Genomic DNA, 23900 nt, shown 5'->3' with positions numbered 1-23900 from the left:
AACAACCTCTTTGTATTAATCGGTAAGATGTAGGAAAGCGGCCCCGCGCATCCCACCCGCATCACCGTGTCGTGCCCGTTCAATACGTGGCACACGGGCAACCGGCAGCAGATGGCGTGGCAGTCGGTCTGCCAGTTGCGTTGTTATCGCGGTAAAATTCGACAAACCACCACCAATCACCACTAAATCAGGATCGACGATAGTCAGGATATTCCCCAGGCAAACCGCCAGCAAATCCAGATAGCGTTCGACGTGCGCGCGCGCATGCTCATCACCCTGCTCCCAGAGCGAGATAATTTCGCGGGCATCCAGCGATTGATGGTAGTAATGCTGATACAGCCACGCAAATCCGCCACCGGATAGATAGCTCTCGATACATCCCAGTTGACCACAACCACAGCGACGCAACGGGAAGTCAAACCCCATCAGCGTCAGCGCATCTACTGGTAAACGGATATGACCGAACTCACCGGTGATATAACTGCGTCCGGTGATGGATTTCCCATTAAGGATCAGGCCTCCACCAACGCCCGTGCCGAGGATTAATCCCATCACTAAGGGATACTGGGTGAACTCATCGTCCCAGGCTTCGGAGAGTGCAAAACAGTTGGCATCATTATCCAGGCGAACATCACGATCCAGCCGAGCACTGAGGTCGGCGCGGAGCGGTTTGCCGCTGGCGGCAGGAACGTTAGCCGCGTACAGCGTACCATCTTCAGTTTCCGGCATACCGGGGATACCAATACCCACCGAACCTTTGACACCAAATCGCTGATCGGCTTCCGTCACCAGATTACAAACTGCATCCAGGAAAGCCTCATAGCTGTCGCGTGGCGTAGGGACACGAATTTCCCACTGCAAACGACGTTGGTTATCAAACACGCCTAGCGCAATTTTAGTCCCGCCGATGTCAAATCCGTAATACATCACCGCTCCTTATTATTTTTACTGGCCGCTAAGTACTCTCGCAGGATCAATATTACTGGCGCGCCGCGCCGGATACCAACTCGCTAAAAGACTCAGCAATAATGCTGTAACCAGCACGTAAATAACATCCAGCCAGTGTAATTCGGATGGCAGGAAGTCAATAAAATAGATATCACCAGAGAGGAACTGATGACCGATAATTGCTTCAATCCCGTTAATAATCGGCGTCAGCTGCAGCGAGACAACAACCCCGATAACGACGCCTGTCAGGCTACCAAACAGACCCGCCAGCAATCCATACCAGACAAAAATGGCGCGAATCAATCCATCTTTAGCGCCCAGCGTTCTTAATACCGCAATATCGCCACTCTTGTCTTTTACCGCCATCACTAACGTCGAAACGATATTAAAACAGGCGACGCCTATCACCAGGACCATTGCCAGATACATAATGGCGCGGATCATCTGTATGTCGCGATACATATAGCCGTAGGTGCCAATCCAACTCTTAATGTAGACATAGTTATTGGTTACTTCACCGGCATCTCTGACCAGTTTATTGGCATTAAAGACATCGTTAACCTTGAGGGCGATCCCGGAAACGCTGGATCCCATATCCAGATACTGCTGCGCATCTTCCATTGGGATCATAGCGAAGCTGTGATCGAGCTGACCACTCAGTTGCAGAATGCCTGTGACATGTAATCGCACGCGCTTAGGTTGCTGTAACTTGTGATCGGCACTAGCGTTAGGGATCATAATCGACACCCAGTCACCCTGTTTCACCTTCAACGCATCGGCAATACCTTTGCCAATAATGACCTGTTGCTCACCGGCTTTGAAATTGTCCCAGGCGTGGTTTTGCACAAACGAAGGCAGCGCACTCAGACGCTGTTCCTGTTTGGGGTCAACACCTTTCACTTGTACGGCGCGTAAATTCGCCCCACTCTCCACCAGTCCGGTAAAGTTGATGTAGGGTGCTGCTGCCGCAATACCCGGCACTTTCTGCACGTTGTCCAGTGCTTCCCGCCAGTTGTTCCATGGCTGATTAACCGCTTCAATCTCACCGTGCGGAACAACCGCCAGAATGCGGTTATTCAGCTCGCGCTCAAAGCCGTTCATGGCGCTCAAACCAACGATCAATACCGCTACACCTAATGCGATACCAATGGTAGAAATAACGGAAATCAGCGAGACCATGCCACCGCGCCGCCGACCACGGCTAAAGCGCAGCCCAATCAATAACGATAAAGGCGAAGCCATTACTCTGCTCCCATCAGGCTCAGTTCAGCCGTCAGACGACCATCGCGCATTTCAAGCTGACGACTCATTCGCTTCGCCAGTTGCAGATCGTGCGTCACCACCAGAAATGCCGTGCCCTGAGAACGATTCAGTTCTCCCAGAAGCTCGAAAATACTGTCCGCGTTGCGCGCATCAAGGTTACCCGTCGGCTCATCCGCGAGGACCAGACGCGGGTTATTCACCAATGCGCGAGCAATAGCCACACGCTGGCGCTCGCCGCCCGAAAGTTCAGAAGGACGGTGGCTGGCACGGTGATCCAGCCCAACCGCTTTCAGCATATCGCGCGCACGCTCGGTAATTTCAGCCGGTTTTTTCTTACCGATTAACAAAGGCATCGCCACGTTTTCCAGCGCGGTAAAATCCGGTAACAGATGGTGGAACTGGTAAATAAAACCGAGCTTCTGATTACGTAACTCCGCTTTTGCCGCAGACGAAAGTTTGCTCATTGGCTGGCCGCTAAAAATCACATCGCCTGACGTCGGCGTATCCAAGCCACCCAGCAGATGCAGCAAGGTACTTTTGCCGGAGCCTGAGCTGCCGACAATCGCCATCATTTCACCCTCGCCGACGCAAAAACTGACATCGTGCAACACATCAGTTTGTACGGAGCCTTCCTGATAGCGTTTGCACAGGTTGTCGCATTGCAACAGGATCTTATTCATAACGTAAAGCCTCAGCGGGTTGAGTGGCGGCAGCGCGCCAGGAAGGATAAAGCGTAGACAGCAGCGCGATGGCCATTGCCACCAGCGCAATGACGATAACCTGTAGTGGTTCAATAGCGACCGGCAACGCTGCGCCATCCAGGAGCGTCCCGATAATTGGCATCAGGTTATTCAACTGGCTGGCAAGCAACGCTCCCAGCACAGCGCCCAGCAGCGCGCCAATAATACCTGCGCTGGCCCCCTGAACCATAAACACCATCATTATTTGTCGCGGCGTTAGCCCCTGGGTTTGTAAAATTGCCACTTCCCCTTGCTTCTCCATCACCATCAGGCCCAGCGAAGTAATAATATTGAACGCCGCGACAGCCACGATCAGGCTCAACAGCAGTCCCATCATGTTTTTTTCCATCCGCACAGCCTGGAACAGCTCGCCTTTGCGCTCACGCCAGTCCTGCCACTTAGTCCCCTGCGGCAGCGTTTGCTGACTCAGTGTATCGACCTTCAATGGTTCGTTCAGCCACAGACGCCAGCCTGTGATATTGCCCGCTGGATAGCGCATCAGACGTGATGCGTCCTGGATATTGGTCAGCATCTGGTAGCCATCGACTTCGCTGTTGGCGGCAAAAGTGCCAATCACATTGAACAAACGCTGACTTGGCAGACGTCCCATTGGCGTGAACTGGCTGGCTGACGGCACCATAACGCGGATTTGATCACCCCGGTTCACGCCCAACTGCCCGGCAAGCTGTTCACCGAGGATGACATTATACTTTCCCGGTGCGAGATCTGTTTGCTTCACATTGACCAGATACGGCGTCAGCGGATCTTTTTGCGCCGGGTCGATGCCCAGCATAACGCCAACAGCAACGCTGCGCGCACTTTGCAGGACGACATCTCCCGTCGTCAGCGGTGCAACACGATTGACGCCATTCAATACCACGGCTTTTTCAGGCAGCTGTTGCGGGTTAACGGAGCCCTGTTCAGAAGAGAGAATGGCCTGAGGCATCAGACCAAGAATGTTATTTTGCAGCTCGCGCTCGAAACCGTTCATTACCGACAATACCGTGACCAGTGCCATTACCCCGAGAGTAATGCCTATGGTTGAGAGCCAGGAAACGAAGCGACCGAAGCGATCAGCTGCACGCCCACGCATATAACGCAGGCCGATGAATAGAGCGACAGGTTGATACATGAAATCCGTCTGGTTGCTGTAGCAAAGCCACGAGTATATAAGCGAAAGCGGAATGGGTAAATGACTGAACCGTAAGTGTTCGTCAGCTTTAATCTGAAAAGCATAAACAAATCAATTCACTATAGTTATCTCTCCTCGCATCGTTCTTTGTCCCTGATCTTAATCTGAAAAAAATAAAAAGCAGACGGTTACGCATTACAGCGTTCCCCTGTATCCGCAGGATGACAGACTATCTCACTCAATATGGATACGCCGTCGCAATGAACCAAAAAGAATTATGGATTAATCAAATCAAAGGGTTATGTATATGTCTGGTGGTTATTTACCACTCAGTTATTACCTTTTACCCTCATCTCACCACTTTTCAGCATCCTCTTGCAGAAATGCTGGCCAAAAGCTGGATTTACCTCAACCTGTATCTGGCACCGTTTCGGATGCCAGTATTTTTCTTTATTTCGGGTTATCTCATTCGTCGTTATATCGACAGCGTCTCCTGGACCTCCTGTGTGGATAAGCGGATCTGGAATATTGTCTGGGTACTGGTACTGTGGGGAATAGTGCAATGGCTGGCATTAACGACGCTCAATGGCTGGCTGGCCCCGGAACGCGACCTGGCCCATGCTGCCAATGCCGCTTATGCCGATTCCGCGCGTGACTTTACGCGTGGCATGCTTACTGCCAGCACCAGCCTGTGGTATCTGTACGCACTGGTGGTCTACTTTATCCTGTGTAAAACTTTCAACCGCTGGGCATTTCCGCTGCTGCCGCTGTTGATGTTGCTCAGTATAGCGATAAACTTCTTCCCAACGCCGTGGTGGGGAATGAACAGCGTATTACGTAATCTGCCGTATTACAGCCTCGGTGCCTGGTCTGGCGCAACGCTGATGGCGTGGATTAAAGAAGTTCCCCTGGGCCGCCACGCTCTGATATTTACATTTACCGCCTTACTGTCCGTCATGGCCTGGCTGGCAAATGTTTCGCTGCTACTGTCACTGCTCTCCATTGTGCTTATTATGAAAATGTTTTATCAGTTCGAGCAGCGCTTTGGCATGCGGGCCAACAGTCTATTAAGTGTGATTGGCGCGAACACCATCGCTATCTACACCACGCACCGTATCCTGGTCGAGGCGTTCAGCTTAACGCTAATCCCCAAACTGAATCACGCCGCATGGCCTGCAAAAGTGGAACTGGCTGTGTTACTCATTTATCCGTTTGCCAGTTTATTATTGTGCACCCTCGCCGGACTTATAGTGCGAAAATTTTCGCAGAAAGCCGTGGCCGATCTGCTTTTTTCCCCGCCGACTTTGGCGAACGTCACCCGCTAACCTCACCGTTTTTTGCCCCCATTTGGGGGCGATTCAATTTGCTTATGAGAAACGATCACGGATAATAAAGAACATTGCTTATCAGACGTATATCTAAACGAGATCCTGACAACCGTTATGCCTGAACAACATCGTTATACGCTCCCAGCGAAAGCTGGCGATCAGCGCCAGTTAGGTGAACTTACCGGTGCCGCCTGCGCTACGCTGGTGGCAGAAATCGCCGAGCACCACGCTGGTCCGGTGGTGCTCATCGCGCCGGACATGCAAAATGCCCTGCGCCTGCATGATGAAATTCGTCAGTTCACCGACCAGATGGTGATGAACCTTGCAGACTGGGAAACACTCCCATACGACAGTTTTTCCCCTCATCAGGAAATCATCTCCTCACGGCTCTCTACATTGTATCAACTGCCTTCCATGCAGCGCGGTGTACTGATTGTGCCGGTAAACACTCTGATGCAGCGCGTGTGCCCACACAGCTATCTGCACGGCCATGCACTGGTGATGAAAAAAGGCCAACGCCTGTCGCGCGATGCCCTGCGTGAGCAACTGGACAGCGCCGGTTATCGCCACGTTGACCAGGTCATGGAACACGGCGAATATGCCACACGCGGCGCGTTACTGGACCTGTTTCCGATGGGCAGTGAACTGCCTTACCGCCTTGATTTCTTTGATGATGAAATTGACAGTTTGCGTCTGTTTGATACAGATACTCAACGCACACTGGAAGAAGTCGACGCTATTAACTTATTACCCGCACACGAATTCCCTACGGATAAAACGGCCATCGAGCTGTTCCGTAGCCAGTGGCGCGATACTTTTGAAGTTAAACGCGACGCAGAGCATATTTACCAGCAGGTCAGTAAAGGTACGCTGCCTGCCGGGATCGAATACTGGCAGCCGCTGTTTTTCAGCGAACCGCTGCCGCCGCTTTTCAGCTACTTCCCCGCAAATACTCTGCTGGTGAATACTGGCGATTTAGAGACCAGCGCAGAACGCTTTCAGGTCGATACGCTATCGCGCTTCGAAAACCGGGGCGTCGATCCGATGCGCCCTCTTCTACCGCCGGAATCATTGTGGTTACGCGTGGATGAGCTGTTCTCTGAGCTTAAACGCTGGCCACGCGTTCAGCTCAAAACTGAGAGCTTGCCGAAAAAAGCTGCAAATACCAACCTGGGATTCAAGAAGCTCCCGGACCTGGCGGTACAAGCGCAGCAAAAAGCACCACTGGATGCGTTACGTAAATTTCTCGAATCATTTGATGGCCCGGTGATTTTCTCGGTTGAAAGTGAAGGACGCCGTGAAGCGCTTGGCGACCTTCTCGCCCGCATCAAGATTGCTCCGAAACGTATTTTACGCCTCGATGAAGCGGTCGATGCCGGTCGCTATCTGATGATTGGCTCAGCGGAACACGGGTTCATCGACAGCAACCGGAATCTGGCGCTGATCTGCGAAAGCGATCTTCTCGGTGAGCGAGTGGCGCGTCGCCGTCAGGACTCGCGCCGCACCATCAACCCGGACACATTAATCCGTAACCTCGCTGAACTGCACCCAGGTCAGCCGGTGGTGCATCTTGAACACGGCGTGGGACGCTATGCCGGTATGACCACCCTGGAAGCCGGCGGTATCACTGGTGAGTATCTGATGCTCACCTACGCCAATGACGCCAAACTGTATGTACCGGTGTCGTCGTTACATCTGATTAGCCGCTATGCTGGTGGTGCGGAAGAGAATGCGCCACTGCATAAACTTGGCGGCGATGCCTGGTCGCGTGCCCGTCAGAAAGCCGCCGAGAAAGTTCGCGATGTCGCAGCAGAACTGCTGGATATCTACGCCCAACGCGCCGCAAAAGAAGGTTTTGCCTTTAAGCATGATCGTGAACAGTATCAGTTGTTCTGTGACAGCTTCCCGTTTGAGACCACACCGGATCAGGCCCAGGCCATTAACGCTGTACTCAGCGACATGTGTCAGCCACTGGCAATGGACAGACTGGTCTGTGGCGATGTGGGCTTTGGTAAAACCGAAGTGGCGATGCGTGCTGCATTCCTTGCTGTAGAGAACCACAAACAGGTCGCCGTGCTGGTACCGACCACCCTGCTCGCCCAGCAGCACTTTGACAACTTCCGCGATCGCTTTGCCAACTGGCCAGTACGCATTGAGATGCTATCCCGTTTCCGCAGTGCCAAAGAGCAGGCGCAAATTCTCGAACAGGTCGCTGAGGGGAAAATCGATATCCTGATTGGTACTCACAAACTGCTGCAAAGTGATGTGAAGCTAAAAGATTTGGGCCTGCTTATCGTCGATGAAGAGCACCGGTTCGGCGTACGACATAAAGAGCGCATTAAAGCGATGCGCGCTGACGTAGATATTCTGACGCTGACGGCAACACCCATCCCGCGAACCCTCAATATGGCAATGAGCGGCATGCGCGATCTGTCGATTATCGCTACACCTCCTGCCCGTCGCCTGGCGGTCAAAACCTTTGTTCGTGAGTACGACAATCTGGTGGTGCGTGAAGCAATCCTGCGTGAGGTTCTGCGCGGTGGTCAGGTCTATTATTTGTTCAACGATGTCGAGAATATCCAGAAAACTGCCGATCGGCTGGCGGAGCTGGTGCCTGAAGCGCGCATTGCCATTGGACACGGACAAATGCGCGAGCGGGAACTGGAACGCGTGATGAACGATTTCCACCACCAGCGCTTTAACGTGCTGGTGTGCACCACCATTATTGAAACCGGAATCGACATCCCAACCGCCAACACCATTATTATCGAGCGCGCAGACCATTTTGGGCTGGCACAGTTACACCAGTTACGCGGTCGCGTCGGGCGTTCGCACCACCAGGCTTACGCCTGGCTGTTGACACCGCATCCGAAAGCAATGACGACTGATGCTCAAAAACGCCTTGAAGCTATCGCCTCGCTGGAAGATCTGGGTGCCGGATTTGCGCTGGCAACTCACGACCTCGAAATTCGCGGTGCGGGTGAACTGCTGGGTGAAGACCAGAGTGGCTCAATGGAAACCATCGGCTTCTCGCTGTACATGGAACTACTGGAAAACGCTGTCGATGCTCTGAAAGAAGGCCGGGAACCGTCGCTGGAAGATCTCACCAGTCAGCAAACTGAAGTGGAATTACGGGTACCGTCGCTGCTACCGGATGACTACATTCCCGATGTTAATACACGACTGTCGTTCTATAAACGCATCGCCAGTGCGAAGAACGAAAATGAGCTGGAAGAGATCAAGGTCGAGCTGATCGACCGTTTCGGTCTGCTGCCCGATCCGGCCAGGACATTGCTGGATGTCGCCCGTTTACGCCAGCAGGCACAGAAACTGGGTATCAGAAAGCTCGAGGGAAATGAAAAAGGTGGCACGATTGAGTTTGCAGAGAAAAACCACGTCAACCCGGTCTGGTTGATTGGACTATTGCAAAAACAGCCGCAACATTTCCGTCTGGATGGCCCTACCCGTCTGAAATTCATGCAGGAACTGAGCGAGCGAAAAAAACGCATCGAATGGGTGCGTCAGTTTATGCGCCAGCTTGAAGAGAACGCGGTAGCGTAAACGGCGGGTCGGGTGAGTACAACGCTCACCCGACCCGGTATTTACAAACTCTTTGCACTTCCCTGCACTTCCCGACAGAGCAAACCGCCATAATTCCTGTTTACTTTTACATAACAATAACCACGTAAAAACAATGGATTTATGGTGATGTTAAACAATATATCTATCTCTCGCTGGTTCACATTTGTTACGCTCGCCGCAACCATGGTTTTGGCCCTTCCGGCTCAGGCAAATACCTGGCCGCTACCTCCTCCCGGAAGCAAGGTGGTTGGTAAAAACGCCGTTCACGTTGTCGAAAATAATGGCGGTTCACTGGAAGCTATTGCGAAAAAATACAACGTTGGTTTTTTAGCTCTGCTACAGGCGAATCCTGGCGTTGATCCTTTCGTACCTCGGGCGGGCAGTGTGCTGACTATTCCGTTGCAGACCTTGCTGCCCGATGCACCGCGCGAAGGCATTGTGATTAACCTCGCTGAGCTGCGTCTTTATTACTATCATCCGGGTAAAAATTCGGTGACCGTGTATCCCATTGGCATCGGTCAGTTGGGCGGAGACACACTGACACCAACAATGGTTACCACCATTTCAGATAAACGAGCCAACCCAACCTGGACGCCAACCGCTAATATTCGAGCACGTTATAAAGCGCAGGGGATCGACCTACCGGCTGTGGTACCTGCTGGCCCGGACAACCCCATGGGCCACCATGCCATTCGCTTAGCGGCATACGGTGGTGTTTATCTGCTGCATGGCACAAACGCTGATTTTGGTATCGGTATGCGCGTCAGCTCTGGTTGTATTCGCCTGCGCGATGGCGATATTGAGACCTTATTCCGCCAGGTAACTCCTGGAACAAAGGTCAATATCATTAACACGCCAATTAAAGCGTCTGTTGAACCAAACGGTATGCGTCTGGTTGAAGTGCACCAACCGCTGTCGAAAAATATAGATGACGACCCGCAGGTACTGCCGATCGTACTGAATACGTCAATGCAGAACTTTAAAAATGCAGTGCAAACGGACCAGACCGTCATGGAGCATGCGATGGAGCTACGCTCAGGGATGCCGGTCGACGTGACACGCCATCACGACGTTACTCAGCAGACACTGTAAAACACAACCCATGAAAAAACCCCGCTGGACGTTGTTCAGCGGGGTTTTTTATTTAAATCGCAGTGGCATTACGATGGGTTAAAACTTATTTATAAATAACCGCAGTCCCGTGGAGGGTGTTAGGACCGGTAACGGAAGTAATGCGGAACGACTTCGCGCCCATTTCATCCGCTTTCTGTGCCAGTTGATCTTCCAGAGAACCTAAGTTGGTACCTGCATTAGCAGAAATAGTCCCAACTTTCTGTTGGTCTGCAGGCGTTGCCTGAACCTCAACAGCAGCAAAGCTGGCGAATGAAAGTGAGCTCAGAACGGTAGCAAGAAGGAGTGTTTGTACGTTTTTCATATTTGTGACCTTTAGCAGATGAATGTGCGTCGCAAAGATTAACTTAACGATCGATAGGTAAATCATAGATGTGATCCAGGTCACACGTCAACAATTTTTTATAATGATCGTTATACAAATCATAAAGGCCTTATCTTTCATGCTAATAGCCATGAATTATTTTTATCGTGAATCTGCTGGAGAGTGTGGTCGAATATTTTTATAATGGTTATTCAACAAACCCAATCAGGTACGACGGCACCATGACAACTGAAACAACGAGTTGTACAAAGAAAAGCCGTGGCCGACCAAAAGTGTTCGACAGGGAAGCCGCGCTTGATAAGGCCATGACACTCTTCTGGCAGCACGGGTATGAAGCGACATCGCTCTCCGATCTCGTGGAAGCAACCGGTGCTAAAGCGCCCACGCTGTATGCGGAATTTACCAATAAAGAAGGATTATTTCGCGCCGTGCTGGACCGCTACATCAGCCGTTTTGCGGCAAAACATGAAGCTCAGCTTTTTTGCGAAGAAAAAAGTCTTGAGTCTGCACTGGAAGACTATTTCACCGCCATAGCCACCTGTTTCACCAGCAAGGACACACCTGCGGGATGTTTTATGATTAATACCTCCGCAACGCTTGCTGCCTCCTCCCGTGACATTGCACACACGGTTAAAACCCGCCACGCTATGCAGGAACAGACGCTTGCCCGGTTTCTTTGCCAACGCCAGGAACATGGTGAAATTCCTGCCCACTGCGATCCGCAGAAACTGGCCGAATTTCTGAACTGTATTTTACAAGGGATGTCGATCAGTGCCCGTGAAGGCGCAACGTTCGAAAAACTGATGCAGATAACCCATACAACCTTGCGGCTGTGGCCTGAATTACTCAAAGAGTAATGCTTTACCGTGACAACTTTTCATTTCTAAGATTATCGGGAGTTTATCTCGCTCCCGATCCCCTCTGAATCACCCTACTTTTATCATTGTTTTCATAACCTTAATGCTACATTTTTGTAAAAACAATTGATAATCACAATCAATATCAGCAATATTCGCATTTGTTTTAACATCTATTTCCCAATGTAACTATCGGTTTCTACGCCGCAATAAAAAAAACAGACCGACTCTTTTTTAAAAGGAATGCGAATGAATAAGCGTCTTTGGGTGCTCAATCCAATCTTATTATCTTTAACCCTGCCGGTACTGGCGGCACAGAATGAAGAAGAAAATCTCATCGTCAGCGCCAACCGTAGCCAGCGAACTGTGGCTGAAATGGCGCAAACCACCTGGGTCATTGAAGGCAGCGAGATTGAACAGCAGGTTCAGGGTGGTAAAGAGTTCAAAGATGTGCTGGCTCAGTTAATCCCTGGAATTGACGTCAGCAGTCAGGGACGGACGAACTACGGGATGAACATGCGTGGACGCGCCATCGTTGTGTTGATTGACGGTGTTCGCCTGAACTCCTCCCGTACCGACAGCCGCCAACTGGATTCCATTGACCCCTTTAATATTGCGCATATCGAGGTTATCTCTGGTGCAACATCGTTGTATGGCGGTGGAAGTACCGGTGGATTGATCAATATTGTCACCAAAAAAGGCCAGCCAGAACGCGAAGTTGAACTCGAACTGGGAAGCAAAAGCGGCTTCAACAACAGTAACGATCATGACGAACGTGTCGCCGCAGCTGTCAGCGGAGGAACCGATCACGCTTCCGGACGCATGTCCGTCGCTTATCAACGATTTGGCGGCTGGTATGACGGCAACAACGATGCCTTAATGCTGGATAACACTCAAACCGGCCTTCAGCATTCCGATCGTCTCGACATCATGGGCACCGGCACAATAGAGATTGATGACAACCGTCAACTACAACTGGTTACCCAGTACTATAAAAGCCAGGGGGATGATGATTACGGATTATATCTGGGCGAGAATATGTCGGCGGTGACGGGAACGGGGAAAGCCTACACCAGCAGCGGTCTGAGTTCCGATCGCATTCCCGGCACGGAGCGTCATCTTATCAGCCTGCAATATTCCGATGCTGACTTCTTCGGCCAGAATTTGGTCAGTCAGGTTTACTACCGTGATGAATCTCTGACATTCTACCCCTTCCCTACACTGAGCAAAGGCAAAGTCACCAGTTTCTCCGCATCACAGCAGGATACCGATCAATTTGGCGCAAAAATTACCCTTAATAGCCAACTGATGGAGAACTGGGAGCTGACATGGGGTATCGATGCGGACCATGAAACCTTCGACTCCAACCAGAAATTCTTTGATCTTGCCTGGTCCCTGCCCTCTGGCGGCATGGATAACCGCACCGCCTATACCACCGGGCGTTATCCTGGTTACAGCATTACCAACTTCGCGCCTTTCCTGCAAAACAGCTATGACATAAACGACATCTTCACGTTAAGTGCCGGCGTTCGCTATCAATGGACCGAAAACCGGGTTGATGATTTTGTCGGCTATGCGCAGCAACAAGGGATTGCTAATGGACTGGCACGCTCTGCAGATGTGATTCCTGGCGGGAAAACTGATTACGATAATTTCCTGTTTAATGCGGGCATTCTTGCACATCTGACTGACCGTCAGCAGACATGGTTTAATTTCTCTCAGGGTGTGGAGCTTCCCGATCCGGGGAAATACTACGGGAACGGTACTTACTCACTTGTCGGTGACCATTATCAACTCCAGCGTAGTGTCAATGTGGCAGATTCTCGGCTGGAAGGCATAAAGGTAAACTCTTTCGAACTGGGTTGGCGCTACACCGGTGATAGCCTGCGCACTCAACTGGCGGCCTACTACTCTACCTCGGATAAATCGATTGTCATTAACCGCAGCGATATGACCATTAACGTGCAACCAGACGATCGCCGGATATATGGCCTCGAAGGTGCCGTGGATTATTTCATTGCTGACACTGACTGGAGCCTGGGAAGTAACTTCAACATCATCAAATCGGAAGTCAAACAGAACGGTAAATGGCAGAAGTGGGACGTCACACTGGCCTCGCCATCAAAAGCAACCGCCTGGGTCGGCTGGGCGCCTGAACCGTGGTCGTTACGTATACAGAGTCAGCAGACATTTGACCTGAGCGACGCCAGCGGCAACAAGCTGGACGGGTATAACACCATGGATTTCATAGGCAGCTATCAGCTCCCGCTGGGTAAACTGACCTTCAGCGTTGAAAACCTGCTGAATGAAGAATACACCACACTTTGGGGACAACGTGCACCGTTACTTTACAGCCCAACCTACGGTAGCCCTTCACTCTATGAATACAAAGGCCGCGGTCGCACCTTTGGTCTGAACTATGCCTTAACCTTCTGATAAAAAAAGCCCCCCAGCCTGAGCGATTGGGGGGCTAATTGATGTGCAGAGTAAAGCTTTTTTACGCTTTGTTATTCAGAACCAACTGGCCATTGTTATCCAGTGGAATTTGCGAACCAGGATCTTTATCCATCCGGATTTTGCCCTGCTGATCGCCAATTTTGTACGTTACGTCGTAACCAAGCATTTTTTCCGACTTGTCATACACCGTTTTACAACGTTGCTGTGTGGTGGTGTATGTATCGTTTTCCTGCATTGAACCCTGGATCTGGTTACCTGCATAACCGCCACCTAAAGCACCAGCGACGGTCGCAATGTCTTTACCTCGTCCACCACCAAACTGATGACCGATAACACCACCCGCAACAGCGCCCAGTACCGAACCGGCAATACGATTCTCATCCTGCACAGGTTTACGATGGGTAACGGTAACGTTACGGCACTCCTGACGCGGCGTTTTTACCGTTTCTTTTATCGGCGTCGCCGAGACGACGTGTGCATATTGTGGGCCACGTTCAAAAACGTTCAGACTGGCTACCGCCGCCACGCCCAGCGCAGCCGCCACGCCAATCCCTATACCCGCCAACATTGATTTATTCACGGGACATCCTCCTTTTTTGCTATTAGCAACAACTTTGCAACAGGATGTAAGGAATGCCAATCAGAATGGGGATGAAAATAGCGAGGGTAAGCGCGAAAGCAGCGTGATTCAGACGGTTCTGAATCACGCAGAACAGGATGTCATATAATGCTGTTCGAATAAAAACCTGCAGCCACTACCATTCCGGTTGGTACATTGGTTAACCCGGTGATCGGTATCTGCCAGAATACAAACTGCATACTTAGCACTTCAGTGGAGAGACTCATCGACTCGCGCGGCTCATCGGTCAGGTTCACTATTGGATCTCAAGGAAGGCCAGGTTGCAATATAGTAGGAGGGCAGGAGCTGAAAAACGTCTACCGGGCCACTGTGTGGCCCGGTTATTTGATATTTTAATGCAATTTCAGACGCGGACGAATCACACGGTTAATACTGCCAACCAGCATCATCAGACCGGTTTTGAAGTAACCATGCAACGCAATCTGGTGCATACGGTACAGTGAGATATACACAAAGCGCGCAATACGCCCTTCCACCATCATCGAACCGCGCGTCAGGTTCCCCATCAGGCTACCCACGGTAGAGAAGTTGGAGAGGGAAACCAGAGAGCCGTGGTCTTTGTATTGATACGCTTTCAGCGGCTTGCCATTCATCTGCGCCAGAATATTGTTCATCGCGCAGGAAGCCATCTGATGAGCAGCCTGAGCGCGCGGTGGAACAAAGCCACCTTCCGGACGTGCGCAGGAAGCACAGTCACCAATAGCATAAACATCCGGATCGCGTGTGGTTTGCAGAGTAGGCTCCACCACCAGTTGGTTGATGCGGTTAGTTTCCAGACCACCAATGTCTTTCATAAAGTCTGGTGCTTTGATACCTGCCGCCCACACCATCAGATCGGCTTCAATGTACTCGCCATCTTTAGTATGTAACCCGCCCTCATCAGCGCTGGTCACCATCGTCTGAGTCAATACACGCACGCCCAGCTTGGTCAGTTCATTATGCGCAGCACTGGAAATCCGCGGCGGCAATGCTGGCAGAATTCTTTCACCGGCCTCCACCAGAGTCACATTCAGCGCTTCGTTGGTCAGCCCCTTGTACCCATAGCTATGCAGTTGTTTTACCGCATTGTGCAACTCGGCGGAGAGTTCTACACCTGTTGCACCACCTCCCACAATGGCGATATTCACTTTGCCATTCGCGCCCAGATTCGCGGAGTATTTCAGGAACAGATTCAACATTTCCTGGTGGAAACGACGCGCCTGATGCGGGTTATCGAGGAAGATGCAATTATCTTTGACACCTGGCGTGTTGAAATCGTTGGACGTACTGCCAAGCGCCATCACCAACGTGTCGTAAGGCACTTTACGCTCAGGAACCAGTAGATCACCCTTCTCATCGCGCAGCTCAGCAATAGTGATGGTCTTCGCTTCACGATCGATATCTACAACCGAGCCAAGCTGAAACTGGAAGCCGTGGTTACGCGCATGTGCCAGATAGCTCAGCGCATCAACGCCTTCATCCAGGGATCCCGTCGCCACTTCGTGCAGTAAGGGTTTCCACAAATGGCTGTGGTTTCTGTCTACCAGCGTGATTTTTGCCTTTTTCTTACGCCCCAGTTTTTTCCCCAGCTGAGTCGCCATTTCCAGTCCGCCAGCACCACCGCCGACAATAACGATTCTTTTTAATGGTGTAGTCAACGTGACCCCCTTAAATTTATTAACCAATTGTTAATTAAAAGTTATTAACATAGCCTTTAATTAACAACAAGTTACGATAATGAAAATCTTCTTCGAGACTGAGAATAACACGAACGGTGCATTGGTCATACCAAAATTGATATGTATCAAGTTTTGATGCTGAAAAGATAGACAACCCTAGCTTTAACAACAAAAAAACCAGCCCGAAGGCTGGCTTTGTTCAACGTAAATCGGCAACTAACCTAACGTCTTGAACGCTTTGATTCGCTGCAAATGAGGAGAGATATTTTTGAATTTATGGGTTTGTTCTTCATCCCATACAATTTCATAGAAGTGGTGCAGCTCCTCAGAGGAACGTTGACTGTTCAGTGCTTCGTCATGGCGTGAAAGGATAACCAGGCACCGATCGCGATTCTTTTCACGGAAATTAGTCACGCATTTTGTAGCGATGTCCGCATACTCTTCGGGCCTGTCGATTTTCCCTTCCATATTCTCATACGGAAACAAGTTGGGATTAAACACGACTTGCCGAATATCACACAGAAAACCAATTCGTTCAGCCCAGTAACCACCCAACCCCACGCCGCAAATCAACGGGCGATCGTCCACATTAAGCTGCAACATTTTGTCCACTTCTTTCAGCAGATGCTGCATATCATGCTTAGGATGCCGTGTACTGTAGCTGATCAGTCTGACATCCGGGTCAATGAACTGCAGCTGTAACACTTTCTCGTGGTTTCCCGGACTGTTAGAGTCAAAACCGTGTAAATAGATAATCATCGCATCCTCACCAAACGTGCGTTAATGACCTGCTTTTTCTTCCTGCCAGCGCTCATGAAGCTGGTTGAGCTGGGCGCTAATCGTTTTCCAGCGTGCCGAATCCATCAGTTCCAGACGCGAAAATGAACCTTTATGATACAAACGTGTAACACGTTCCGCATTGATCGGCGACAGATTATCTAACACACTGACCGCTCCCTTACGATTATTGCAGACCAGGATCATATCGCAACCTGCATCAAGCGATGCCTGCCCACGCTCTGCGTAGCTCCCCATGATAGCTGCGCCTTCCATCGACAGATCGTCGGAGAAGATCACCCCATCAAAACCAAGCTCCTGACGCAGCACCGTTTTTAACCAGTGGGGGGAACCACTCGCCGGACGCGGATCGACTTCACTATAGATCACGTGTGCCGGCATAATGGCATCAAGTTTATTTTCCGTAATTAACGTCTTAAACACCGACATGTCTTTGGCGCGAATTTCCGCTTCCGGTCGCGGATCGGTTGGTGTCTCTTTGTGCGAATCCGCCGTCACCGCCCCATGCCCGGGGAAATGTTTACCGGTGGTTTTCATGCCCGCGGCATGCATGCCATCAATAAAGCGGGTTGCCATTGCCAGCGCCTTTATTGGATCGGCATGGTAAGAACGCTCGCCAATCGCCGCGCTAATATGGCCCACATCCAGGACGGGGGCAAAGCTGATGTCGATGTCCATCGCAATCATTTCGCTGGCCATGAGCCATCCGGCATCCTGAGCCAGCTTGCCTCCCTCTTCCAGTCCGTGCAGTGCAGCAAAAGATTGTGCCGCCGGCAGGCGGGTAAACCCTTCACGAAAACGCTGTACACGCCCCCCTTCCTGATCCACTGCCACCACCAGATGATTACGTGATGCCTCACGGATTTGGCGAACAAGTTCACGCAACTGTTCCGGGTCGTGGTAATTTCGGGTAAAGAGGATCAACCCACCCACCAGCGGATGCGCCAGAATCTCACGCTCTTCAGCGTCCAGCTCATACCCTTCGACATCCAACATTACTGGACCCACACTGCTCTCCTTATCCTTTCATTGTTAGCTGCCGCCAGGTTTCATCGGCCAGCCTGATAAATTGTCGATCGCTGGTTTGCTGCCAGCGATACTCGAACCACCCCGCCTTCAGCACCATCACCCACGGTTGCCACTGTCTGACCTGCCGCCAGAGGGCATCCGGATCAATGTGCGCATGCTGAGCATAGGCGTTCACCAGTTGCCGGTGCTGAGATTCATCAACGGTCCACACCGCAGCCAGCTCCAGCGCAATATCACCGTCTCCGGCATATTCCCAGTCAATCAACCGCAGCCCCGACGCTGTGCGCACTATGTTGTCGCCGTGGACATCCATATGTAACGGCCCGAGACGTATCGGGCGAGGTTCGCGTTGTTTTCTTAAACGCTTTAGCACGCGCAACCAACCAGGCGTCCGGCGCGCCGGATCACAACACTGCCAGTACTGTTCAAGTAATGGCAGCACTCTGATTTGCCAGCCCAGACGGGGTTGTTGGTGAAGATGATACAGTAAGCCTGCAAGTTCGTCGGCTTCCGGTAATCTGGATTCTACCTTACCGTGAAAATAGTCTACTGCCATCCACCCTTGTGTATAAAAACAGGGTTTGGGAGCAAGACTTTCGGGCAGTTTTTTCAGCGCATGATAGTGCCGTAAAAAATGGGACTCGGGCGCGTGAGGATCATGATGGCAGCGCAGCACTAAACGATGGGGATGATTTTCGATGATACAGCTCCCGCCGCTCAAGCCGCTTTGGCTGCCCGCGACGGGATGATACTGCGGGAAATAGCGCGACAAAACCTCGTCGCGCGTCAGTCTGTTATTGTTGCTGAACAGCACCTTTACCTGACCAGATTATCTCGCCAGTTTGTACCAGCATTAATTGCATTTGCAGTGCCGGCGTATTGACGTTGCCGGAAGCGCTGGAATACAGCACATACTGCGCTCCTACATTACGGGCAATACCAATGGCTTTACTGCGCGTACCCAGGCTGTCGTGTGGTGATAAACCTAATTGTTGCTTCGCCAGCGACAATTGTTGTGCCGAGACCAGGGTAAATTTGCCGTTATTCGCCAGCGCATTACGCAATGTTTCGGTTGCGTCACCAGAGTTGAGAGAACCATTGGTGCGATTATTCACGCTGTCGACCAGCAAGACACCTCCAGCTTTGACGCCATCAGCCTGCAGCATTTTCGCCACCATCGGTTGCATTGCGCCATTCCAGTCATAATGACGTTCCCGGGGCGTCGGCTGCGCCGTTTGATCCTCATGTTCAATCGGACCAGGCTGCTGCGGTATGGTTGGCACCGTTGGGACAACCGGTACCGGCTGTTGCGGTTGCTCGGGCTGCTCCGGCACCGGTTTGACTTCATCTACCGGCGCTGGCTCTCGTTGCGCCACACAACCAGAGAGAAATATCGCCAGCGCGGCAATCAATGCGTAGCGATTCATTTTGATCATCAAGATTCACCCCTTACAAATAAAGATAAAGTCTAACCTTGTGCGCCCCCAGAAAATTGGCGCTGCCGTACAGAGTCACCGACGAACGTGCCGGGATAGTGACGCTGCGTGGCGCTTCCAGAGGGTGCATCTCCAGCCCTCTGGCGTCATACCAGTAAAACCGATAATGAACGGTAACGGGTTCTTGTCTTTCGTTATAGAGTCGTGAGGATGCAGAGGGCTGAATATCAGACGTGGTTAACGCAGGCTGTTCTGCTGTTATACCTGCAGCCAGTATCGTTGATTCCATCACCAGCGACTGTTCATCACTCACCGGAATTTCAGGATGTGAACGACAGCCTGCCAGTAACAGCACCCCCAGTGACAGCACTAAGCATCCTCTGGTCATTATTAAAGACCTTTATGCGCAAGCATTGGACCAAGAGTACGCCCACCCAGTAGATGCATATGAATGTGATACACCTCCTGACCCCCGTGGCGGTTGGTATTCATGATCAAACGATATCCATCTTCGGCAATGCCTTCCTGCTCAGCGATCTTCGCCGCGACCGTGATCATTCTCCCCAACGCCTGCTCATGTTCAGCCGTAACATCATTAACGGTTGGGATCAGGACATTTGGAATAATCAGGATATGCGTAGGCGCCTGAGGTGCAATATCGCGAAACGCTGTGACCAGTTCGTCCTGGTACACGATATCTGAGGGGATTTCACGACGAATAATTTTGCTGAATATAGTTTCTTCTGCCACGACGTTTTCCTTTTTCATTAAGAGCCCTTCGTTGTGCCATGCTACGCCGAGCTACTCTGCGAGTATAGAGTATGAGTGAGTTACTCACGCTCTTTCAACTTTAACCCTCGATTTTTTAAGCAAAAAGTTTTCCTTATGCTGCTCTTATAACCATTTCCCGTTGCTATTGCTCAGACATAGTACTGAAACAATATTTCATACTGGCAAAAATTCCACCTGCTCATCGGGTGGATTTTGCACTCATAGCCAAAATACGGGGGACTAAAGCTGACGTTAACGCTTACCCAGGCAGAGAAATGTAAACGCTAAAAAAACAAAAAGCCTGCTTAGTTTCCTAAGCAGGCTTCTTAAATATGGCTCCTCTGACTGGACTCGAACCAGTGACATACGGATTAACAGTCCGCCGTTCTACCGACTGAACTACAGAGGAATCGTTGTGGAGGCTTATCTTAGCGGCGAAAAATCTTTTGTCAAACCCCATTTCCTTCATTGAGTATCAATTGGTGCTTCTCTCGACAGTTTGTTGCATTTACAGACATTTTATATGGAAAAAACTTTGCAGCTTTTTTGATTCTCCCTCATCATTTGAAATGAGGTTTCAACTTTCTTCATTAAGGTCCACTTTGAACGTGTCCGCTGCCTTACGTCAGGTCGTTTCCCGTACGCCCTGGTATGCCAAACGCAAGAGTTACAAAGTACTCTTTTGGCGTGAAATCACTCCGTTAGCCATTCCCATTTTTCTGGAAAATACCTGCGTATTATTGATGGGAGTACTGAGTACTTTCCTTGTTAGCTGGTTGGGTAAGGAAGCAATGGCGGGTGTCGGACTCGCCGACAGTTTCAATATGGTTATCATGGCGTTTTTCGCCGCTATCGATCTTGGCACGACGGTGGTCGTTGCTTTTAGCCTTGGGAAACGCGATCGCCGACGGGCCAGAGCCGCCGCCAGACAGTCACTGGTAATCATGACGATTTTTGCCATCGTGCTGGCAGCGGTGATTCACTATTTTGGCGAGCAGATTATTAATGTTGTCGCCGGTGAAGCGACTCCCGAAGTAAAGGCACTGGCGCTGACCTATCTGGAATTAACGGTGCTCAGTTATCCGGCAGCAGCCATTGCATTGATCGGTAGCGGAGCACTGCGTGGGGCCGGGAATACCAAGATACCGCTGTTGATTAACGGCGGCATGAATATACTGAATATCATCATCAGTAGCATCCTGATCTACGGCATTTTTTCCTGGCAAGGGCTGGGATTTGTAGGCGCAGGTCTTGGGTTAACGATTTCCCGCTACATTGGTGCTATCGCCATTATCTGGGTGCTGATGATTGGTTTTAACCCAGCGCTGCGTATTTCACTGAAAAGTTATTTTAAGCCGTTAAATCTCGCCATTATCTGGGAGGTGATGGGGATAGGTATTCCTGCAAGTATCGAATCCGTTTTGTTTAACGGTGGCAAGCTATTAACTCAAATGTTTGTCTCGGGTATGGGTACCAGCGTTATTGCCGGTAACTTCATCGCATTTTCTATTGCGGCTCTGATTAACCTGCCGGGAAACGCATTAGGATCCGCATCCACCATCATTACCGGCAGACGCCTGGGTAATGGGCAGATTGCCCAGGCAGAAATTCAGTTGCGACACGTATTTTGGTTATCCACAATCGGTTTAACTGCCATCGCCTGGCTGACTGCACCGTTTGCCGGTGTCATGGCCTCGTTTTATACCCACGATCAGGACGTAAAAGAGGTCATAGTCATACTGATTTGGCTCAATGCGGCATTTATGCCGATATGGGCAGCATCCTGGGTCCTTCCCGCTGGTTTTAAGGGAGCGCGTGATGCACGTTTTGCTATGTGGGTTTCCATGCTGGGTATGTGGGGCTGCCGTGTTGTAGCAGGTTATACCCTAGGGATCGTATTAGGATGGGGAGTGGTCGGCGTCTGGATGGGGATGTTCTTCGACTGGGCGGTCCGCGCCGCGCTATTTTACTGGCGAATGGTCACCGGTCGATGGCTGTGGAAATATCCACGCCAGGAACGTGAAAAGTGTATAAAACAACCCGTTGCGTCTGAATAAACGGCGAAATGAAGAATATTTCAGCAAACGATCGCGTTTCTACATTCAGGCTTTGACAACGCTGACCGGCATCGCTAATATTCGCCCCGTTCACACGATTCCTCTGTAGTTCAGTCGGTAGAACGGCGGACTGTTAATCCGTATGTCACTGGTTCGAGTCCAGTCAGAGGAGCCATATTTAGAAAAGCCCGCTTAAGGAAACTTAAGCGGGCTTTTTGTTTTTCTGTTTTTCCTTTCGTCTTATTTTTCATCTTGCCCCGTTATAAGGGATAAAATCGTTTTCTCTTCCCGTCTGTCGCGGTAGTCTCATAACAGTCGTTAATATATCGACTGCAATGTGCGTAACCTTATTCCAATACTAATAATTAGAAATCAGTACAGACAGGATAACTATGGATTCCACCCTCATCTCCACGGGTCCCCAGGAGGACACATCTTCGCTTAGCCGCGCCCGACGCGCAGCACTCGGTAGCTTCGCTGGTGCCGTGGTCGACTGGTATGATTTTCTGCTTTATGGCATCACTGCCGCACTGGTCTTCAATCGCGAGTTTTTTCCACAGATAAGTCCCGCGATGGGTACGCTCGCCGCGTTCGCCACCTTTGGTGTCGGATTTCTGTTCCGCCCATTGGGTGGAATAATATTCGGGCACTTCGGCGATCGCCTTGGCCGTAAGCGCATGCTGATGCTCACCGTCTGGATGATGGGGATTGCCACTGCGTTGATTGGCATTATCCCCTCTTTTGACACCATCGGCTGGTGGGCCCCCATCTTACTGGTGACACTGCGCGCCGTTCAGGGATTCGCCGTCGGCGGTGAATGGGGCGGCGCGGCATTACTTTCCGTCGAAAGTGCCCCAAAAAATAAAAAAGCGTTCTACAGCAGCGGCGTTCAGGTGGGTTACGGTGTCGGCTTGCTGCTCTCTACAGGGTTAGTCTCGCTGATTAGCTCGCAAACGACTGATGAACAGTTCCTGAGCTGGGGCTGGCGTATTCCGTTCCTGTTCAGCATCGTATTAGTTCTGGGCGCATTGTGGATGCGTAACAGAATGGAAGAGTCCGCAGAGTTCGAACTGCAAAAACAAGAACCACCACAGGCGAAAAAACGACTGCCGGTCATCGAAGCGCTAACCCGCCACCCGGGGGCATTTTTAAAAATTATTGCCCTGCGCCTTTGTGAACTGCTGACGATGTATATAGTCACCGCTTTTGCACTCAACTACTCCACCCAAAATCTGGGACTACCACGCGAATTGTTTCTCAATATCGGGCTGCTGGTAGGTGGGCTAAGTTGTCTGACTATCCCCTGCTTTGCCTGGCTTGCCGACCGCTTTGGTCGTCGCCGGGTCTACATTACCGGGGCGCTGGTCGGCACACTCAGCGCATTCCCGTTCTTTATGGCCCTGGAAGCACAGTCAATCTTCTGGATCGTATTTTTCGCGATTATGCTGGCAAACATCGCCCACGACATGGTGGTCTGTGTCCAGCAACCCATGTTTACCGGCTTGTTTGGCGCAAGCTACCGCTACAGTGGCGCAGGAGTTGGCTATCAGGTCGCCAGCGTGGTTGGCGGCGGCTTTACCCCGTTTATTGCTGCAGCACTGGTCACGTTCTCCGGCGGAGACTGGCACAGTGTAGCCATTTACCTGATGGCGGGTTGTCTGATTTCTGCTGCCACAGCAATAATGATGAGAGATAAGCAGCACGGTTAAGTCTTTTCGCGAAGACCATCTGGTCTTCGCATTTTCTTC

At 51.0% G+C, this 23900-nt stretch carries 21 protein-coding genes and 2 tRNA genes; 8 read left to right on the top strand and 15 right to left on the bottom strand.

Going from position 1 to position 23900, the window contains the following annotated elements; all coding sequences use genetic code 11:
• Window positions 1-15 precede the first annotated feature (15 nt).
• From nagK to lolC, 4 genes are read right to left on the bottom strand one after another with little or no spacing between them, the layout of a single operon-like run.
• Window positions 16-927 carry an N-acetylglucosamine kinase gene (gene nagK / locus LG384_RS09005; RefSeq protein ID WP_045441811.1) on the bottom strand — a complete coding sequence of 304 codons (912 nt, stop codon included), beginning with the start codon at window positions 925-927 and terminating at the stop codon, window positions 16-18.
• An 18-nt stretch (window positions 928-945) separates the two neighbouring features.
• Entirely contained in the window at window positions 946-2190 is a 1245-nt protein-coding gene (gene lolE / locus LG384_RS09000; protein ID WP_048221640.1) for a lipoprotein-releasing ABC transporter permease subunit LolE, read from the bottom strand.
• A complete protein-coding gene (gene lolD / locus LG384_RS08995; protein WP_045441805.1) occupies window positions 2190-2891 on the bottom strand; it encodes a lipoprotein-releasing ABC transporter ATP-binding protein LolD in 702 nt (233 codons plus the stop codon). Before lolD ends, lolE begins: the two co-directional genes overlap by 1 nt.
• Window positions 2884-4083, bottom strand: a complete 1200-nt coding sequence (gene lolC / locus LG384_RS08990) for a lipoprotein-releasing ABC transporter permease subunit LolC (RefSeq protein ID WP_200042088.1) — start codon at window positions 4081-4083, stop codon at window positions 2884-2886. Before lolC ends, lolD begins: the two co-directional genes overlap by 8 nt.
• Before the next feature lie 260 nt (window positions 4084-4343).
• Here lolC and LG384_RS08985 point away from each other — a divergent pair, with 260 nt between their 5' ends.
• From LG384_RS08985 to LG384_RS08975, 3 genes are all read left to right on the top strand, one after another.
• Window positions 4344-5408, top strand: coding sequence for an acyltransferase family protein (locus tag LG384_RS08985; protein WP_225760771.1), 1065 nt, complete (start codon window positions 4344-4346; stop codon window positions 5406-5408).
• A gap of 117 nt (window positions 5409-5525) precedes the next feature.
• Window positions 5526-8972: a transcription-repair coupling factor gene (gene mfd, locus LG384_RS08980; protein WP_048221643.1), complete on the top strand. Its 3447-nt coding sequence runs from the start codon at window positions 5526-5528 to the stop codon at window positions 8970-8972.
• Between the two features lie 147 nt (window positions 8973-9119).
• Window positions 9120-10085 (top strand): L,D-transpeptidase family protein, encoded by a 966-nt coding sequence (locus LG384_RS08975; protein ID WP_045441794.1) that lies wholly within the window; start codon window positions 9120-9122, stop codon window positions 10083-10085.
• A gap of 85 nt (window positions 10086-10170) precedes the next feature.
• Here the strand turns inward: LG384_RS08975 and bhsA are convergent, their stop codons facing one another.
• Entirely contained in the window at window positions 10171-10428 is a 258-nt protein-coding gene (bhsA, locus tag LG384_RS08970; RefSeq protein WP_045449568.1) for a multiple stress resistance protein BhsA, read from the bottom strand.
• 242 nt (window positions 10429-10670) lie between these two features.
• On the opposite strand from bhsA, the gene comR reads away from it, so the two are divergent.
• Window positions 10671-11306: a TetR family copper-responsive transcriptional repressor ComR gene (gene comR / locus LG384_RS08965; RefSeq protein ID WP_045441792.1), complete on the top strand. Its 636-nt coding sequence runs from the start codon at window positions 10671-10673 to the stop codon at window positions 11304-11306.
• 249 nt (window positions 11307-11555) lie between these two features.
• The gene (locus tag LG384_RS08960) at window positions 11556-13742 is read left to right on the top strand and encodes a TonB-dependent siderophore receptor (protein ID WP_225760770.1); all 2187 of its coding nucleotides are present in this window, start codon (window positions 11556-11558) and stop codon (window positions 13740-13742) included.
• A gap of 61 nt (window positions 13743-13803) precedes the next feature.
• Here the strand turns inward: LG384_RS08960 and LG384_RS08955 are convergent, their stop codons facing one another.
• From LG384_RS08955 to LG384_RS08910, 10 genes are all read right to left on the bottom strand, one after another.
• Entirely contained in the window at window positions 13804-14343 is a 540-nt protein-coding gene (locus LG384_RS08955; RefSeq protein ID WP_045441787.1) for a glycine zipper 2TM domain-containing protein, read from the bottom strand.
• A 140-nt stretch (window positions 14344-14483) separates the two neighbouring features.
• A complete protein-coding gene (locus LG384_RS08950) occupies window positions 14484-14639 on the bottom strand; it encodes a hypothetical protein (protein ID WP_190284556.1) in 156 nt (51 codons plus the stop codon).
• 96 nt (window positions 14640-14735) lie between these two features.
• Window positions 14736-16040 carry an NADH-quinone dehydrogenase gene (gene ndh, locus LG384_RS08945; protein WP_045441784.1) on the bottom strand — a complete coding sequence of 435 codons (1305 nt, stop codon included), beginning with the start codon at window positions 16038-16040 and terminating at the stop codon, window positions 14736-14738.
• 237 nt (window positions 16041-16277) lie between these two features.
• Complete coding sequence (gene ycfP, locus LG384_RS08940; RefSeq protein ID WP_003030817.1) at window positions 16278-16820, bottom strand: alpha/beta hydrolase YcfP; 543 nt, start codon at window positions 16818-16820, stop codon at window positions 16278-16280.
• Window positions 16821-16841: 21 nt separating this feature from the next.
• Window positions 16842-17867 (bottom strand): beta-N-acetylhexosaminidase, encoded by a 1026-nt coding sequence (gene nagZ / locus LG384_RS08935; RefSeq protein WP_225760769.1) that lies wholly within the window; start codon window positions 17865-17867, stop codon window positions 16842-16844.
• A 10-nt stretch (window positions 17868-17877) separates the two neighbouring features.
• Window positions 17878-18702, bottom strand: a complete 825-nt coding sequence (gene thiK / locus LG384_RS08930) for a thiamine kinase (RefSeq protein ID WP_225760768.1) — start codon at window positions 18700-18702, stop codon at window positions 17878-17880.
• Window positions 18683-19324: a penicillin-binding protein activator LpoB gene (gene lpoB / locus LG384_RS08925; RefSeq protein WP_045441778.1), complete on the bottom strand. Its 642-nt coding sequence runs from the start codon at window positions 19322-19324 to the stop codon at window positions 18683-18685. Before lpoB ends, thiK begins: the two co-directional genes overlap by 20 nt.
• A gap of 13 nt (window positions 19325-19337) precedes the next feature.
• The gene (locus tag LG384_RS08920; RefSeq protein WP_045441772.1) at window positions 19338-19712 is read right to left on the bottom strand and encodes a YcfL family protein; all 375 of its coding nucleotides are present in this window, start codon (window positions 19710-19712) and stop codon (window positions 19338-19340) included.
• A 2-nt stretch (window positions 19713-19714) separates the two neighbouring features.
• Window positions 19715-20074, bottom strand: a complete 360-nt coding sequence (gene hinT / locus LG384_RS08915; RefSeq protein ID WP_045449566.1) for a purine nucleoside phosphoramidase — start codon at window positions 20072-20074, stop codon at window positions 19715-19717.
• A 354-nt stretch (window positions 20075-20428) separates the two neighbouring features.
• A tRNA-Asn gene (locus LG384_RS08910) sits at window positions 20429-20504 on the bottom strand.
• 160 nt (window positions 20505-20664) lie between these two features.
• On the opposite strand from LG384_RS08910, the gene LG384_RS08905 reads away from it, so the two are divergent.
• The 3 genes from LG384_RS08905 to shiA all read left to right on the top strand — a co-directional run bounded on the left by LG384_RS08905 (window position 20665) and on the right by shiA (window position 23861).
• Entirely contained in the window at window positions 20665-22152 is a 1488-nt protein-coding gene (locus tag LG384_RS08905; RefSeq protein ID WP_286493689.1) for an EmmdR/YeeO family multidrug/toxin efflux MATE transporter, read from the top strand.
• A gap of 99 nt (window positions 22153-22251) precedes the next feature.
• Window positions 22252-22327 (top strand) — tRNA-Asn (locus tag LG384_RS08900).
• A gap of 217 nt (window positions 22328-22544) precedes the next feature.
• A complete protein-coding gene (gene shiA / locus LG384_RS08895; protein WP_200011873.1) occupies window positions 22545-23861 on the top strand; it encodes a shikimate transporter in 1317 nt (438 codons plus the stop codon).
• Window positions 23862-23900 lie beyond the last annotated feature (39 nt).

The organism is Citrobacter sp. Marseille-Q3906 (assembly GCF_916618775.1).
GTDB lineage: Bacteria > Pseudomonadota > Gammaproteobacteria > Enterobacterales > Enterobacteriaceae > Citrobacter > Citrobacter murliniae.
This window is presented reverse-complemented; position numbering and strand designations above follow the sequence as displayed.